A 15,362-nucleotide genomic window follows, 5' to 3' on the forward strand; every position below is an offset into this window, starting at 1 on the left:
CAAACGGAGAGACCGCGAATGGCCTATCAACCCCAGGAAATCTTCTTTCGCTCCAACGCGCCGGTCACGGTCGAGGAGGACCTGTGCATCGCCCACAAAGGCTGCACCGTGTGCGTCGACGTTTGCCCGATGGACTTGCTGGCGATCAACCCGGCCACGCAAAAGGCCTACATGGCCTTCGATGAATGCTGGTACTGCATGCCGTGCGAAAAGGACTGCCCGACCGGAGCGGTGAAAGTCGAAATCCCTTATTTGCTGCGTTGACTGAAAGGACGCCATCGCTGGCAAGCCAGCTCCCACAAGGTTCTCTGTTGCGAGCGAAATCTGTGTCCCACTGCAAATCCCTGTGGGAGCTGGCTTGCCAGCGATGAGGCCAGTCCAGGCAACAAAAAAGCTACCCGGCACCCCCGGACGCTCGCTTCAAAACACCCCTCGTTTCCCACCACGCCCTGATCGTGGCGGAGACGAACATCCTATAAATGATTCGAGGGGATTCACCATGTCTTTGCCAACATCGCTGCGTGCAGCATTTGCCGGTCTGGTACTGGCCTCATTCACCTTGTCGGCTTCCGCCGAAACCATCCGTATCGCCATCGGCACCCAGGACACCACCATCAACTGCGCCGCCGGCGGTCTGTTGATTCGCGAGTTGGGGCTGCTGGACAAATACCTGCCCCACGACGGCCCATACAAAGACGCCAAATATGAAGTGGAGTGGAAGAACTTCACCAGCGGCGCGCCCCTGACCAACGAGATGGTCGCCGGCAAACTCGACTTCGGCGCGATGGCCGATTTCCCAGGCTCGTTCAACGGCGTCGCGTTCGAAACCGCCGGCAAGCACAGCCTGTTTATCAGCGTGCTGTCGGGCAGCATCAAGGGCAGCGGCAACGGCATCGTGGTGCCGAGCGCTTCGGGCGTGCAGTCGCTGGCCGAGCTCAAGGGCAAGACCATTTCCGTGCCGTTCGCCTCGACCGCCCATGGCATGTTGCTGCGTGCCGTGGCCGCGCAAGGTTGGGATCCGCTTAAAGACGTGAACATCATTGCCCAGCCACCGGAAGTCGCCGGTTCCGCGTTGCAGGCCGGGAAGATCGACGCCCACGCTGACTTCGTACCCTTTGCCGAACTCTTCCCGAGCCGTGGTTTTGCCCGCAAGATTTATGACGGTTCCCAGGCCAACACGCCAACGTTCCACGGTGCACTGGTCGATCAGGCCTACGCGAAAAAGTACCCGGAAATCGTCGTCGCCTACCTGCGCGCCAGCATCGAAGCCAACCAGTTATTGGCGGCAGAGCCCGAGAAGTACAGCGAGCTGATCGCCAAGGTCACCGGCGTCGATGCCGAGGTCAATTACCTGTTTCACGGCCCACTCGGCGTGCAGACCCGCGACCTGAGCTGGAAGCCGGAATACCGTCAGGCGGTCGGCACCGCCATCGACACCCTCAAGCTGCTGAAGAAGGCGGATCGCGGTCTCGACCTCAACACCTTCATCGACGATCAGTACATCCGCGCCGCGTTCAAGGCGTCGAACCTGGACTACACCGCGCAACTGGCCAACTACGGCCAGACGCCTCTGAAAGCGGTGGATGCCTTGAGCGGTAAAGCCATCACCGACTTCAGCCATGTGGCCGAGATCTGGGTGCGCGGCGAACCGAAGGTCCGTCAGTACGCGTCGGCGGAATCTGCTTTCACAGCGTTGGCCGGGTTGAAGGCAGAAGGCAAAAACATCCGCGCGGTGTATGCCCAGGCGAGTGACAGCGGGATCAAGTTGCTGGCGGATCAGGCGTGGTTTGCCAGTGATGCGAAAGGGCGCCTCAGCGCGTTCCTGCTCAAGGGCCAGGCCCAGCAATTTGCCACGGCCCAGGGCGGCAAAGTCCTCGACTTCACCGACGCCACGACCCAGGCGGTTGCCAGTCGCTAACCCCAAGAACACCGCAGACCCCTTGTAGGAGCGAAGCTTGCTCGCGAAGGTGTATCAGCCAAATCGATGTCGACTGACACACCTTCGCGAGCAAGCTTCGCTCCTACAGGGGGGCTTGGTTGAGAGGAAGAATTGTGTACGGATCATATGCACGCTGGATTCCAAGAGCAGCTTCGATACTGCTCTGCCTTGTATTCTGGCAACTCGCCGCCAGCCACCACTGGAACCTTGGCCTGGTCACCTTCGCCAACGTGCCAACCCCGCTCGCGGTCATTGAAGCGGCGCTGGGCCTCGGCGACTCCGGCAAGCTCGCCCAGCACCTGAGCAGCAGCCTCAGCCGGGTGTTCGCCGGTTACCTCGCGGCGCTGATCATCGGCATCGCGTTGGGCCTGGCGATCGGCCGTTCGAAATGGGCCGAAGACCTGTTGTTGCCGCCACTGGAAGTCCTGCGCCCGATCCCGGCGGTGGCCTGGATTCCCTTGGCCATCCTGATGTTCCCGTCGTCCGAGTTGTCGATGGTCTTCATCACCTTCACCGGCGCGCTGTTCCCGATCCTGCTCAACACCGTGCACGGCGTCGAAGGTGTCGATCCACGCTTGATCGCCTCGGCGAAAAGTCTCGGCGCCGGGCGGCGGGCGATCCTGCTGGAGGTGATTCTGCCAGGCGCTGCGCCGAGCATCATCACCGGCCTCGCCATCGGCATGGGCACCTCGTGGTTCTGCCTGGTGACCGCGGAGATGATCTCCGGCCAGTACGGCATCGGCTATTACACCTGGGAGTCCTACACCATCCAGAACTACGCCGACATCGTGGTCGGCATGTTGCTGATCGGCGTACTTGGCATGGGCAGCAGCTTGCTGATCAAACGACTGGGCGGATTGTTCACCCCCTGGCATCGACCACGAGGAAAAACCTGATGAGCGTTTTTCAACACCCTGAAGGGCGGGTCGATATTCGCGGACTTTCGATCAGCCTGGGGGAGGGCAGCGCCGCGTTCGAGGCGGTGCAGGGCCTCGATTGCCAGATCGAACCGGGCCAGTTCGTGTGCATCCTCGGGCCGTCCGGTTGCGGCAAATCCACCTTGCTCGGTGCACTGGCCGGCCACCTGCAACCCCGCGCCGGCAGCCTCAAGGTCGACGGCGAAGACGTGTCGGCGCCTTCACCGCAGCGCGGCATGGTGTTCCAGCAGCACACGCTGTTCCCTTGGCGCACGGTGCGCGACAACGTGGCGTTCGGCCTGAAAATGCGCGGCATCGGCAAAGCGGAGCGCCACAGGGCAGCCGACGAAATTCTCGCGCTGGTCGGCCTCGAAGGGTTTGCCGAGCGCTGGCCGGATCAGCTCTCCGGTGGAATGCAGCAGCGGGTGGAAATCGCCCGGGTACTGATCAATCGTCCGCGCCTGTTGCTGATGGACGAGCCCTTCGGCGCGCTCGATGCGTTGACCCGCTTGAACATGCAGGAACTGCTGCTGGATATCTGGACGCGCATCCGCACCACCGTGGTGTTCGTCACCCATGACATTGACGAAGCGCTGTTCCTCGCCGACCGGCTGCTGGTGATGAGTTCGCGCCCCGGCCGGATCATCGAAGACCTGCGCCTCGACTTCCCCCGGCCACGCACCACTGAACTGGTGACCCGCCACGAATTCTCCCGCTTGAAGCGCCATTGCCTCGAATTACTGCGTCACGAAGACGGTCGGCAGTTACCGCGCCTGAACCCTCTCGGACTTCCTCCTGAAAACAAACTGCCGCGATTTGCCTTATGACCTCTCTATTCGATGTAACCGATAACGACGACATCCTCGCCCTGCAACCGCGCCTGACGGATGAGGACCCCGGCGTGCGCCGGATTGCCCTGATCGAACTGGCCGACCTCGAAGAACCGGACGGCTTGCTATGGCTGGTCAATCGACTGGCCGAAGACCCGACCGAAGAAGTCCGCGCCGAAGCCGCGCGTTTGCTTGAAGCCTGGGAGGACGAGCCGGTCGTCGAGGCGCTGTGCCAGGCCCTGACCGATCCCGCGCTGGCCGTGCAATCCGCCGCCGCACAGAGCTTGAGCCTGCTCAAGAGCGAGGCGGCCGGACGGGTGATTCTGCCGTGGACCGGGCACGCCGACATCAGTGTGCGCATCGCCGCGTTCAGAGCCTTGCGCGAGTTGCGTTTTCCCGATGCCGCCGCTGCTGCTGTGGGGGCGTTGAACGACGCGGACGCCGCTGTTCGCCGCGAGGCGGTAGGCGTGCTCGGCTGGCTCAAACAGCTCGATGCGTTGCCGGCGCTGGCGCGACTGGCCAGCGACGACCCGGACACCGAAGTCCGTCGCGCCGCCACCGGGGCGTTGGGCCTGGCGTCTGACGCACTGGTCCTGCCATCCCTGCGCCAGGCCTTGCAGGACAATGCCTGGCAAGTGCGCGAAGAAGCCGCCACCACGTTGGGCAAAGTCGGGCACGCCGACGCCGGCCCTGCATTGGTCGAAGCCCTGAGCGACGATTACTGGCAAGTGCGCCTGCGCGCCACCCGTAGCCTCGGTCGCTTGCGCTACGCTCCGGCGCTGGAAGCGCTGATCGAAACCCTCGGCCACCGCATCAGTAATCTGCGCAAGGAAGCCGCGCTGGCGCTCGGCGAATTGAACGACAAAGGCGCCATTGCCCCGTTGCAGGCCGCGCAAGATGACGGCGACCCGGAAGTGCGCAAAGCCGTGCGCATCGCGTTGAGCCAGTTGCAATGAACCCGCTGGCGATCGGCAATTCTCGAAGCAAACAGCAGCTGCGGCTGAACTGGCCGGACGGCCGCGAGCAGTTGCTGGATCATGCAGAATTGCGTCGTCAGTGCCCGTGCTCGCAATGCCGGGCGTTTCGGTTGCAAGGGCTGACCGTGAAAGTTGATTCACGCATTCGCGTGGTCGAACTCAACTCACAAGGCTACGGCCTGCAACTGATCTTCAGCGACGGCCACGAACGCGGCATCTACCCGTGGCCCTACCTCTCCAGCCTGACGTGAACCCTGTAGGAGCGAGGCTTGCCCGCGAAGGCGGTGTGTCAGGCAAATCGCCTTCGCGGGCAAGCCTCGCTCCTACAGGTATCGGTGTTGGTCAGAAGGATTTACTGATGCTCGCCACCACAGTGGCGCTGCACACATCATCAAACCCCCAATTGCTGGCGCACTGGCTTTTCGACAGGTCGGTGTCGATGTAACTCAAACCAAGTATCACACCGACCAGTTCGTGGGTCAGTTTGACCTCCCATTCGCGGTACGAGTCTTGCGCATCGCCCGAGGTCGAGTACAGGTACGGATCCTTGAAATCCATGTTGCCGTATCGCAGTTTCAGGCCCGTGTCGTAAGGCAACTCCGTTTCGTAACCCACATAGCTGTACAGCGAGCTCTGCTTGCTATCGATGCCCGGCGCATCGTCGGAGTAATAGGCCGCGAGCTTCACCCCGTAGATGCTGAGGATGGCGTAGGACTCGCCCTGATTGAACTGGCTTTCTTTCGGGTAGGCATATTTCAGGTAGCCGAGGTCCAGGCTGACCGCATCGGTCGCTTGCCACAGCCAGCCGGCGTAGTAGTCGACTTCCTGACGGGTTTTCAGGCCACCGCCGAAATCGACGTTGGAACTCCAGGCGCCCACGTAAAGACCGCTGCTGTGAGCCAGGGTGACGCTGGCCTGCAAGGCAGGATCATTCTGGGTTTGGGAAATGCCGCGGGTGCGGTAGTCACTGGCCAGGGTCACGTCGGCCAGCACGGCGAAGTCGTCATTCAAGGGCATCGCCTGACTGCTCAAGGGCAGCACGCTCAAGGAACCGAGGGCGAACAGGGTGAAAGCTTTCATGGATAGCGTCCCGTTATTTATTGTGGTTGTCAGGGGCAGTTTTTTTGCGCAAGGCTGCGCCGAACCCCGGCGATGAACGCGGGGTCGGGCAGTGGTTTCAGGTGATGGTTCTTAGAGGGCGGGGGCGTAGACTTCGCGGCCGGCGAACCAGGTTTGCAGCACTTGGGTGTCGTGCAGGGCTTTGTTGTCGACGCTGAACACGTCGCGGTCCAGCACGATGAAATCAGCTTGCTTGCCGGGGCTCAGCGACCCGATCTGCTTCTCCAGGCCGATGGTGCGCGCGGCGTTCAGGGTGTAGGCGTAGAACATGGTTTCGCGGTCGAGGCGTTCAGAGGCGTTGAGCACACCCAACGGGCCGTCGCGGGTGATGGCCTGGGCCATGGCGTTCCACGGGTTCGGCGACGACACCGGCCAGTCACTGGCGCCAGCGATGGTCGCGCCCTGTTTGAGCAGCGAGTGCGCCGGGTATTGATAGCGGAAGGCGAGGGCGCTGACGTACGGCTTGATCATGTCCAGCGTGTAGTCGTCGGCGGTGGCCCACAGCAATTGCATCGAGGCGATGACGTTGAGCGGTTTGAATCGCGCAAATTCTTTCGGGTTGACCATCTGCAGGTGCGTGATCGAATGCGTCACGCCGCTCTGGCGATCCTTGCGCGCCTGAGCGATGCCGTTCAACGCCTCGCGCACCGCGCGGTCGCCGATGGCGTGGATATGCACCCGCCAGCCACGCTGATCGATGGCGCTGACCAGCTCACCGAAATGCTTCGGATCGATCAGCAACTCACCCTGTTTGTGCGAGTTGCTGTACGGATCGATCATCGCCGCGCTCTGCGCCGGGTATTCGATCACGCCATCGGCGAAGATCTTGACGCCCGGCAGGGTCAGGTTGGGGATGCCCTGGAATTGCTGGCGTACCTTGTCCAGTGTGTCGAGATCGGCGGGAACGCTTTTCGGATTGGCCACCAACAGCGCGGCGACGTGTGCGCTCATGCCGCCGGTTTCGGACAGTGCTTTATAAACGGGCAGCACACCGACGGTTTTCTCCGTGGGTTTGAGCGCGAACACCGGCTCGCCGGGGGCGGCGTTGGCAGCGGGGTCCATCCACGCGGTGATGCCGAGGCTGTTGTTGTAGCGCACGGCCGATTGCGCGGCTTTGAGCATGTCGGCGGCGCTCGGCACCGGCATTTTCGACGCGACGCGGTCCCAACCGGCATCCACCACGAAACCGTTGGGGCTGCCATCGGCGAGTTTGCCGATGGTGTCTTTCTCGGCTTCGGGCAGATTTTGCAGCAGCGCGGCATCAATGCCGGCGCGTTCGAGCATCGCGTTATTGGCCCACGCAGTGTGATGGTCGCTGCCGGTGAACACCACGGGCACCTTGGCCCATTCGCCCGTGTTGAATGTTTTGCCGAAGGCTTCGGCCTGCGCCCAATAAGCCGAACTCATGCCGGCCACGCTCAGCACATCGCCATGCTTTGCCTTGCCGTCATCCCGCCAGCCGCGCAGGCGTTTTTCCAGCTCATCGAGGTCGACCACCTCGTCTTGCATATTGGCCGACACCATTTCCAGGCCGCCGAAAATAGCGTTGGAATGGCTGTCGATCAGGCCAGGCATCAACGCCTTGCCGCCGAGGTCGACCACTTTGGTTTCAGGTGTGATCAAGTTTTTGATCAGCGCATCGCTGCCGGCCTGCAGCACTTTGCCGTCCTGCACCGCCAGCGCCTGCACCCTCGGGTTGGCGCGGTCGGCGGTGAAAATCTTGCCATTGAGCAGGACCAGGTCGGCCGCTGCCATGGCTTCCATCGAGGCAAAACTCACGGCGGCCATCAACAGATTCGGGATGAATCTTTTCATTGAATGTTTCCTTGTTATTGCGTCTGATGGCCAGATTAGTGGCTGGCCGAGCGCAACAGAACGCCTCGCTCACGAAAAACGTTTTTGCCTGAATGGAAAAAGCATGGACAAGTTGGGTGCATTGAAAATGTTCGTGGTCACGGCGCAACTGGGCAGTTTCAGTCGCGCCGCCGAGCAATTGGGCAAGACACCGTCGGCCCTGACCAAAGCGGTCAATCACCTGGAAGCCGAGCTGGGTGCCCGATTATTCGAGCGCAGCACCCGCCGAATTCTGTTGACGGAATCCGGGCGGCTCTATCTGGAAACCGCGCGCCAGGTATTGCAGCGACTGGACGAGGCCGGCGAGGAAATCGAGCAGTTGCAGCATGGCTTGCGTGGCAACCTGAAAATCACCGCGCCGCTGGCCTACGGGCAGGCTTTTCTGGATCAGGTCTGCGGCGGTTTTCTGGAGCAATACCCGCAGATCAATCTGCAAGTGGACCTGTGCGATGAGTTCGTCAACCTGCTGGAAAGCGGTTACGACCTTGCGTTGCGCGAAGGCCATGACGATTTGCCGGGGCTGATTGCCCGCGTCGTCGGCAGCAATCGCCTGGCGTTGTGCGCCAGCCCCGCGTATCTGGCGCGCAAGGCGTTGCCGGTTACGCCGCAAACCCTCGATGACCACGAATGGTTGCTGTATCGCCATCCGCTGCTCAGCCGCGAATTCTGGTGGGCCGAGCGCGACGGGCAGCGTCTGAGCCTGCCGCAACCGCCGGCGCCGCGTTTGCGCAGCGACAATTACGACCTGCTGCTGGCCAACGCGCTCGCCGGGCGCGGCTTGCTGCACACGCCGCTGTGGAGTGCCGCGCCGTACATTGCCGACGGGCGGCTGGTGCGGGTGATGGCTGACTACGACATCGATCCGGACAGCTTTGGCGCGCACATTCTGGCGGTGTACCCGAGCCATCGGCGGGCGACGGCCAAGGTCGTGGCGTTTATTGATTACATCGCAGGGTTTCTGGCGTCACGCGGCTTGGGTGATACCCCTTTGTAGGAGCAAGCTTGCTCGCGATGGACGTGAACGATAACGCTATGTCATTAGAGAAACCGGTGCAGCTGGACGTTTTTCGCGAGCAATCGAGCGTCGACCGGCTGCTCCTACAGGTGGTACTTGTCAGGAAAAAGGCAAAAGAGTACAAATGTACTCCATGACGACTTTAACGCCCCGCCGTACCGCCATCCTGACCTTTATCCGCGATCGAATCGCGGAGCACGGCCAGTCCCCGAGCCTCGCTGAAATCAGCGAGGCCTTCGGTTTCGCCTCCCGCAGCGTGGCGCGCAAGCATGTGCTGGCGCTGACCGAAGCCGGTTTCATCGAGGTCAATCCGCATCAGGCCCGGGGCATTCGTTTGCTTGGGCAACCGGCGCGGCCCGAGTTGCTGGACATTCCGGTCCTAGGCCGGGTGGCCGCGGGTGCGCCGATCGGTGCCGATGCCGAGGTGCACAGTCGTTTGCTACTCGATCCTTCGATTTTTTCGCGGGTGCCGGATTACATGCTGCGGGTAAAAGGCGACTCGATGATCGAGGACGGCATTCTCGACGGCGACCTGGTGGGCGTGCACCGCAATCCCGAGGCCTTTAACGGTCAGATCGTCGTGGCGCGGCTCGACGGCGAAGTGACCATCAAGCGTTTCGAGCGGATCGGCGATTCTGTTCGCCTGTTGCCACGCAACCCGGCCTACAAGCCGATCATCGTTCAACCCGATCAGGACCTCGCCATCGAAGGGGTGTTCTGCGGTCTGGTGAGGCAAGGGTGATGGGCGCCGTCGTTGCGCTGGACACGCTGTTCAATGGCGGCCAGGTCTGGAAAGGCCGGCCTGCGCCCCCGACCGTCAGCCCGCAACCCACCGGGCATGCCGCGCTGGATGCGGCGTTGCCCACGGGTGGCTGGCCGGAAGCGTCGCTGAGCGAAATCCTCCTGGCCGAGCAGGGCGTTGGCGAGTTGCAACTGGTGTGGCCGGCACTGGCACGGCTGTCGGCGGCGGGCGAGCGCATCGTGCTGGTGGCGCCGCCGTACGTGCCGTATCCGCAAGCGTGGCAGAACGCCGGGGTCGATCTGCGCCAGTTGTCGATCATCCAGGCCAGCGGGCGCGATGCCCTGTGGGCGGCGGAACAATGCCTGCGTTCGGGCAGTTGCGGCGCGGTGCTGTGCTGGCCGCACAGGGCTGATGACCGGGCGTTGCGGCGCTTGCAGGTGGCGGCGGAAACCGGCGCGACCCTGGCGTTTGCCTATCGCTCGATCAATGAAGCCATCAACCCTTCGCCCGCGGCCCTGCGCATCGCCATCGACGCCAGGCCTGCGCAATTGCGCGTGCTCAAGTGCCGGGGCGGGCTGGCCCGTTCGGCGCCGATTGCCTTCCCCGTGGGGCATTGAGGTTGCCATGCGCTGGGTGTGTATTCTTTTCCCGCAATTGGCGCTGGACGCGGTACTGCGTCAGCGCGCCGACCCCGATGAGCCACTGGCGCTGCTGACCGGCCCGGCGCAGCGTCGGGTGTTGCAGGCGGTCAACGCTTCGGCGCGGACGCTGGGCTTGCGACCCGGTCAGTCGATGACCGCCGCCCAGGCGTTGAGCAAAGGCTTTGTCACGGCGGAATACGACGCTGCCGAGATCGAACACTGGCAGCAATTTCTCGCCGCGTGGGCCTACCGCTTCAGCTCCCAGGTCAGCGTGCATTACCCGCGAGCGGTGGTGTTTGAAATCGAGTCCAGCCTGGGATTGTTCGGGGACTGGCCGCAACTCGAAGCGCGATTGCGCGCCGAACTCGGCGAGCTGGGGTTTCGGCATCGGATCGTGGCGGCGCCCAACCCGGTCGCGGCACGAATTCTGGCCAACGCCTATGACGGTCTGGTGGTGCCCGACGATCAGGCCTTGCAGCACCATCTGGGGCAACTGCCCGTCGACCGGATCGGGCTGGAGGCCAGCGTCGCCACAGCGTTGTCGCGCATGGGGCTGCGCACCTTGAGCCAGGTGCAGGCATTGCCCCGGCAGAGTCTGGCCCGGCGCTTCGAGTCTCAGGTGCTCAAGCACCTCGATGCGCTGCTTGGCACGCGGCGACTGGCCCTGGCGTTCTACCTGCCGCCGGACCGGTTCGATGTGCGCATCGAACTCAATTTCGACGTGCAGTCCCATCAGGCGCTGCTGTTTCCGTTACGCCGGCTGACCGGCGATCTGTCGGCGTTCCTGTGCGGTCGCGACAGCGGCGTGCAGCGTTTCGACCTGCACCTGGAGCACGCCGGGTTACCGGACAGCGTGATCAAGGTTGGTCTGCTCAGCGCCGAGCGCGATCCGGCCATGTTGTTCGAACTGGCCCGAGGGCGCCTGGAACAGGTTCAGGTCGAGGCCCCGGTGCGCGGTTTTCGTCTGCGTGCCGAAGACTTGCCGGCCTTCGTTCCCCAGTATCAGGAACTGTTCGACGATCGCCCGCAGCAGTCCTTGCCCTGGGAACAACTGCGCGAACGCTTGCGCGCGCGGCTGGGGGATGACGCGGTGCAGGGCTTGCGGTTCCAGGCCGATCACCGGCCGGAGTGTGCGTGGCAGGCCAGTGCCGACAGCCAGCGTTGCGGGGTCATGCCGGGCGTGCAGCGTCCCGGCTGGTTGCTGACGGAACCGCAAGCGGTGAATGAAGGTTCGACGCGCATTCTCATGGGCCCGGAGCGCATCGAGTCCGGTTGGTGGGACGGCGACGACGTGCGCCGCGATTACTACCTGATCGAAACCCGTTCCGGCCAGCATGGCTGGGCCTATCGTGCAGTCGGTGAGGACGGCCCGTTGTGGTTGCAGGGCTGGTTCGCATGAGCATCGACTACGCCGAGTTGCACTGCCTGTCGAACTTCAGTTTCCAGCGCGGTGCTTCCAGCGCCCTTGAGCTCTTTCAGCGGGCGAAAAAACAGGGCTATCAGGCGCTGGCGATCACCGATGAATGCACCCTGGCGGGCATCGTCCGCGCCTGGCAAGCGGCCAACTCCGTGGAACTGCCGCTGATCATCGGCAGCGAAGTGCGCATCGAGAACGGTCCGAAACTGGTGCTGCTGGTGGAGAACCTTGAGGGCTACCAAAACCTGTGCCGGCTGATTACCCGAGCACGGCGGCGCACGCAGAAAGGTCAGTATCAGGTGTTGCGGGAGGATTTCAGCGAGCCGTTGCCGGGGCTGTTGGTGTTGTGGGTGCCGGATGCGGTCGATGATTTTCAAAGCGGTCACTGGCTGAAACAGACGTTCGCCGAGCGCCTCTGGCTGGCGGTCCAGCTGCATCGCGGCCAGGACGACACAGGGCGATTGAGCGCATTGCTGACGCTGGCGCGGGAACTGCGAATCCCGGCAGTGGCCAGCGGCGATGTGCACATGCACACCCGTGGCCGACGCGCCTTGCAGGACACCATGACCGCCATTCGTCATCACCTGCCGGTGGCCGAGGCCGGGCTGCGCCTGCACCCCAATGGCGAGCGGCACCTGCGCGGCCTCGATGTCTTGCAATCGATCTACCCGCAAGCGTTGCTCGATGAAACGGTGACCATTGCCCGGCGCTGCGCCTTTGATCTTGGCCAGTTGCGTTATCAGTATCCCCGCGAGCTGGTGCCGCAGGGTCAGACGGCCACGTCCTGGCTGCGTCATTTGACCGACGAGGGGAGCGCATGGCGTTGGCCAAAAGGCCCGCAAGCCAAGGTGCTCAAGCAGATCGACAAGGAACTGGAGCTGATTGCCGAACTGGGTTACGAAAGTTATTTCCTGACGGTTCACGACATCGTCCGGTTTGCTCGTGAGCAAAAAATCCTCTGCCAGGGACGCGGTTCAGCCGCCAACTCGGCGGTGTGTTATGCGTTGGGAATCACGGAAATCGATCCGGATCGCACCACGCTGTTGTTCGAGCGCTTTCTTTCAAAGGAGCGCAACGAGCCGCCGGATATTGATGTGGACTTCGAGCACGAACGCCGCGAAGAAGTCTTGCAGTATGTGTTCCAGCGTTATGGCCGGACCCGCGCGGCGCTGACCGCCGTGGTCAGCACGTATCACTCGGCGGGTGCGGTGCGCGATGTGGCCAAAGCGCTGGGTTTGCCGCCGGATCAGATCAATGCCCTGGCCGACTGCTGCGGTCACTGGAGTGATGAAACGCCACCGGTGGAGCGCCTGCGTGAAGGGGGCTTCGATCCCGACAGCCCGGTGTTGCGCCGGGTGCTGGGCCTGACCGGGCAACTGATCGGTTTCCCCCGGCACCTGTCCCAGCACCCCGGCGGCTTCGTCATTTCCGAGCAGCCGCTGGACAGCCTTGTGCCGGTGGAAAACGCGGCGATGGCCGAGCGCACCATCATTCAGTGGGACAAGGATGATCTGGACGCGGTCGGTTTGCTCAAGGTCGATATTCTTGCGCTGGGCATGCTCAGCGCCATCCGCCGCTGTTTTGATCTGCTGCGACGGCACCGCCACCTTGATTTGAGTCTGGCGACTGTCCCGGCCGAAGACCCGCAAACCTACGAGATGATTGGCCGTGCGGACACTATCGGGGTGTTCCAGATCGAGTCCCGGGCGCAGATGTCGATGCTGCCGAGGCTCAGGCCCAAGACGTTCTACGATTTGGTGATCGAGGTGGCCATCGTCCGGCCCGGGCCGATTCAGGGCGGGATGGTGCATCCGTACCTGCGGCGGCGTAATGGCGAAGAAGAAGTGAAGTACCCGTCGAAGAAACTCGAGGTGGTGCTGGAGCGTACGTTGGGCGTGCCGCTGTTTCAGGAGCAAGTGATGCAGATCGCCATCGTCGCTGCCGATTACAGCCCCGGCGAGGCTGATCAGTTGCGCCGTTCCATGGCAGCCTGGAAACGCCACGGCGGGCTTGAACCGCACAAGGAACGCTTGGCTGCGGGGATGAAGAAAAACGGCTATACGGCTGAATTTTCTGCGCTGATTTTCGAGCAGATCAAAGGCTTCGGCAGCTACGGATTCCCCGAGTCCCACGCCGCCAGTTTTGCCTTGCTGACCTATGCCAGTTGCTGGTTGAAATGCCACGAACCGGCGGCCTTCGCCTGTGCGCTGATCAACAGCTGGCCCATGGGCTTCTACAGCCCGGACCAGATTCTGCAGGACGCTCGCCGGCATCATTTGCAGATTCGCCCGGTGGACGTGCGTGCCAGCGACTGGGATTGCAGCCTCGAACCGATTATCGGCGCGCAGCCAGCGATTCGCATGGGGCTGCGGATGATCAAGGGTTTTCGCGAAGACGATGCGAAGCGAATCGAAATCGCGAGGGCGAAGGGCGCGTTTATCGACATCGCCGACCTCGGCGAACGGGCGCGGCTCGATGCCCGTGCGCAGGAGCAACTGGCCGATGCCGGCGCGTTGCGAGGGCTGGCCGGTGACCGGCATCGGGCGCGCTGGGAAGTGGCGGGGGTGCAGAAACAATTGGGTTTGTTCGCCGGTTTGCCGAGCCAGGAAGAGGACGCGGTGGCGTTGCCAAAACCCACGGTCGGCGAAGACCTGCTGGCCGATTACAACAGCCTCGGCACCACCCTCGGCCCGCATCCGCTGGCCCTGTTGCGCGGCGAATTGAAAGCCCGGCGCTGCCGCAGTTCGAAGGAGCTGCTGGAGGTCGAGCATGGCCGACCGGTCAGTGTCGCCGGGCTGGTGACCGGTCGACAGCGTCCGGGCACCGCCAGTGGCGTGACCTTTGTCACCCTTGAAGACGAGTTCGGCAACGTCAACGTGGTGGTCTGGCGTGACCTGGCTGATCGGCAACGACAGGTGTTGGTCGGATCGCAGTTGCTCAAGGTCGATGGGCGCTGGGAGAAGGAAGGCGAGGTGCGACATTTGATTGCAGGGCGTTTGAGCGACCTGAGCCCGCTACTCGACGGCATCCATGTGCGCAGTCGGGATTTTCATTGACCTGTGGAGACCGATGGAGAGCGAATTTGTCTGTGGCGAGGGAGCTTGCTCCCGCTGGGCTGCGAAGCAGCCTCAAAACTTGCCCCCAATGGCCTCAATGACACCGTGCACGCAGGATTTACGACTGCTGCGCACTCGAGCGGGAGCAAGCTCCCTCGCCACAGGTGATGTGCAAGCTCGTTTTATTTGGCGACAGGCCAAAACCGCTCGCCACCCCCCGGTGCATCCGTCCAGGCCTGCAACGAGCGGGTCGGCAAATCGAAATAATCCCGCGTACGCGCATACCCATGTCCACCCATGCGCCCGATCGCATCGAGCCCCAGTTGATCGATGTACAGGGTTTTCGGGTCGATCAGTTCGTCCCGCACATGGGCCATCAGCACTTCGCCGAAGATGATCTCCCGAGACTGCCCGATGGACAGCGCCATCATCCGTCGGCACTCCAGCGCCACGGGCGCCTCGCCAATGCGAGGGCATTTCACGGTGGTACCGGGAATCGCGGTAAGGCCGGCGGCGGTCAGTTCGTCGAAACCGGGAGCGAAGGGCACGGCGCAGACGTTCATCGCTTCCACCAACGCATCGCTGACGATGTTGACGGTGAATTCCTGATTGAGCTGGATGTTGCGGGTGGTGTCCTTGGGGCTTTGGTCGCCGTAGTTCTCAACGCCCAGTGCGAGGATCGGCGGGTCGGCCGACAGCGCATTGAAGAAACTGAACGGCGCGGCGTTGATCCGTCCTTCGCCATCAATCGTGGTGACCAGGGCGATGGGCCGAGGCACCACGCTGCCGATCAGAATCTTGTATTTGTCCCGCGCACTCAGGGTGCTGAAGTCGAAGCTTTGCATGGGCAGAAAT

14 protein-coding genes are annotated in these 15,362 nt (G+C 62.8%); 11 read left to right on the forward strand and 3 right to left on the reverse strand.

Annotated elements, in window-relative coordinates:
* Nucleotides 1–18: 18 nt before the first annotated feature.
* From KJF94_RS09490 to KJF94_RS09515, 6 genes are all read left to right on the forward strand, one after another.
* Nucleotides 19–264: a 4Fe-4S dicluster domain-containing protein gene (locus KJF94_RS09490; protein ID WP_214382846.1), complete on the forward strand. Its 246-nt coding sequence runs from the start codon at nucleotides 19–21 to the stop codon at nucleotides 262–264.
* Nucleotides 265–499: 235 nt separating this feature from the next.
* Nucleotides 500–1,918 carry an ABC transporter substrate-binding protein gene (locus KJF94_RS09495; protein WP_214382847.1) on the forward strand — a complete coding sequence of 473 codons (1,419 nt, stop codon included), beginning with the start codon at nucleotides 500–502 and terminating at the stop codon, nucleotides 1,916–1,918.
* A gap of 134 nt (nucleotides 1,919–2,052) precedes the next feature.
* The gene (locus KJF94_RS09500; RefSeq protein WP_214382849.1) at nucleotides 2,053–2,835 is read left to right on the forward strand and encodes an ABC transporter permease; all 783 of its coding nucleotides are present in this window, start codon (nucleotides 2,053–2,055) and stop codon (nucleotides 2,833–2,835) included.
* Nucleotides 2,835–3,683, forward strand: coding sequence for an ABC transporter ATP-binding protein (locus KJF94_RS09505; RefSeq protein WP_214382851.1), 849 nt, complete (start codon nucleotides 2,835–2,837; stop codon nucleotides 3,681–3,683). The genes KJF94_RS09500 and KJF94_RS09505 overlap by 1 nt, the downstream gene beginning before the upstream one ends.
* Nucleotides 3,680–4,642: a HEAT repeat domain-containing protein gene (locus KJF94_RS09510; protein WP_214382853.1), complete on the forward strand. Its 963-nt coding sequence runs from the start codon at nucleotides 3,680–3,682 to the stop codon at nucleotides 4,640–4,642. Before KJF94_RS09505 ends, KJF94_RS09510 begins: the two co-directional genes overlap by 4 nt.
* The gene (locus KJF94_RS09515) at nucleotides 4,639–4,914 is read left to right on the forward strand and encodes a DUF971 domain-containing protein (RefSeq protein WP_214382855.1); all 276 of its coding nucleotides are present in this window, start codon (nucleotides 4,639–4,641) and stop codon (nucleotides 4,912–4,914) included. Before KJF94_RS09510 ends, KJF94_RS09515 begins: the two co-directional genes overlap by 4 nt.
* A 91-nt stretch (nucleotides 4,915–5,005) precedes the next feature.
* On the opposite strand, the gene KJF94_RS09520 is transcribed toward KJF94_RS09515, so the two are convergent.
* A complete protein-coding gene (locus KJF94_RS09520; protein ID WP_214382857.1) occupies nucleotides 5,006–5,743 on the reverse strand; it encodes a TorF family putative porin in 738 nt (245 codons plus the stop codon).
* A gap of 111 nt (nucleotides 5,744–5,854) precedes the next feature.
* Nucleotides 5,855–7,597, reverse strand: coding sequence for an amidohydrolase (locus tag KJF94_RS09525; protein WP_214382859.1), 1,743 nt, complete (start codon nucleotides 7,595–7,597; stop codon nucleotides 5,855–5,857).
* Nucleotides 7,598–7,700: 103 nt separating this feature from the next.
* Here KJF94_RS09525 and KJF94_RS09530 point away from each other — a divergent pair, with 103 nt between their 5' ends.
* The 5 genes from KJF94_RS09530 to KJF94_RS09550 all read left to right on the forward strand — a co-directional run bounded on the left by KJF94_RS09530 (nucleotide 7,701) and on the right by KJF94_RS09550 (nucleotide 14,507).
* Nucleotides 7,701–8,630, forward strand: a complete 930-nt coding sequence (locus KJF94_RS09530) for a LysR family transcriptional regulator (protein WP_214382861.1) — start codon at nucleotides 7,701–7,703, stop codon at nucleotides 8,628–8,630.
* A 145-nt stretch (nucleotides 8,631–8,775) separates the two neighbouring features.
* The gene (lexA, locus tag KJF94_RS09535) at nucleotides 8,776–9,393 is read left to right on the forward strand and encodes a transcriptional repressor LexA (protein ID WP_214382863.1); all 618 of its coding nucleotides are present in this window, start codon (nucleotides 8,776–8,778) and stop codon (nucleotides 9,391–9,393) included.
* Nucleotides 9,393–10,010: a translesion DNA synthesis-associated protein ImuA gene (gene imuA / locus KJF94_RS09540; RefSeq protein ID WP_214382865.1), complete on the forward strand. Its 618-nt coding sequence runs from the start codon at nucleotides 9,393–9,395 to the stop codon at nucleotides 10,008–10,010. Before lexA ends, imuA begins: the two co-directional genes overlap by 1 nt.
* A 7-nt stretch (nucleotides 10,011–10,017) precedes the next feature.
* Nucleotides 10,018–11,433 (forward strand): Y-family DNA polymerase, encoded by a 1,416-nt coding sequence (locus KJF94_RS09545; protein ID WP_214382867.1) that lies wholly within the window; start codon nucleotides 10,018–10,020, stop codon nucleotides 11,431–11,433.
* Nucleotides 11,409–14,507 carry an error-prone DNA polymerase gene (locus tag KJF94_RS09550; RefSeq protein ID WP_214382869.1) on the forward strand — a complete coding sequence of 1,033 codons (3,099 nt, stop codon included), beginning with the start codon at nucleotides 11,409–11,411 and terminating at the stop codon, nucleotides 14,505–14,507. Before KJF94_RS09545 ends, KJF94_RS09550 begins: the two co-directional genes overlap by 25 nt.
* A gap of 182 nt (nucleotides 14,508–14,689) precedes the next feature.
* On the opposite strand, the gene KJF94_RS09555 is transcribed toward KJF94_RS09550, so the two are convergent.
* A complete protein-coding gene (locus KJF94_RS09555) occupies nucleotides 14,690–15,352 on the reverse strand; it encodes a flavin reductase family protein (RefSeq protein WP_214382871.1) in 663 nt (220 codons plus the stop codon).
* Nucleotides 15,353–15,362 lie beyond the last annotated feature (10 nt).

It is taken from the genome of Pseudomonas hormoni (assembly GCF_018502625.1).
Taxonomy (GTDB): Bacteria; Pseudomonadota; Gammaproteobacteria; order Pseudomonadales; family Pseudomonadaceae; genus Aquipseudomonas; species Aquipseudomonas hormoni.

Coding starts and splice junctions, on each gene's coding strand:
- KJF94_RS09490 (WP_214382846.1), top strand. CDS start 19: ATGGCCTATCAACCCCAGGAAATCTTCTTTCGCTCCAACGCGCCGGTC.
- KJF94_RS09495 (WP_214382847.1), top strand. CDS start 500: ATGTCTTTGCCAACATCGCTGCGTGCAGCATTTGCCGGTCTGGTACTG.
- KJF94_RS09505 (WP_214382851.1), top strand. CDS start 2,835: ATGAGCGTTTTTCAACACCCTGAAGGGCGGGTCGATATTCGCGGACTT.
- KJF94_RS09510 (WP_214382853.1), top strand. CDS start 3,680: ATGACCTCTCTATTCGATGTAACCGATAACGACGACATCCTCGCCCTG.
- KJF94_RS09515 (WP_214382855.1), top strand. CDS start 4,639: ATGAACCCGCTGGCGATCGGCAATTCTCGAAGCAAACAGCAGCTGCGG.
- KJF94_RS09520 (WP_214382857.1), bottom strand. CDS start 5,743: ATGAAAGCTTTCACCCTGTTCGCCCTCGGTTCCTTGAGCGTGCTGCCC.
- KJF94_RS09525 (WP_214382859.1), bottom strand. CDS start 7,597: ATGAAAAGATTCATCCCGAATCTGTTGATGGCCGCCGTGAGTTTTGCC.
- KJF94_RS09530 (WP_214382861.1), top strand. CDS start 7,701: ATGGACAAGTTGGGTGCATTGAAAATGTTCGTGGTCACGGCGCAACTG.
- lexA (WP_214382863.1), top strand. CDS start 8,776: ATGTACTCCATGACGACTTTAACGCCCCGCCGTACCGCCATCCTGACC.
- imuA (WP_214382865.1), top strand. CDS start 9,393: ATGGGCGCCGTCGTTGCGCTGGACACGCTGTTCAATGGCGGCCAGGTC.
- KJF94_RS09545 (WP_214382867.1), top strand. CDS start 10,018: ATGCGCTGGGTGTGTATTCTTTTCCCGCAATTGGCGCTGGACGCGGTA.
- KJF94_RS09555 (WP_214382871.1), bottom strand. CDS start 15,352: ATGCAAAGCTTCGACTTCAGCACCCTGAGTGCGCGGGACAAATACAAG.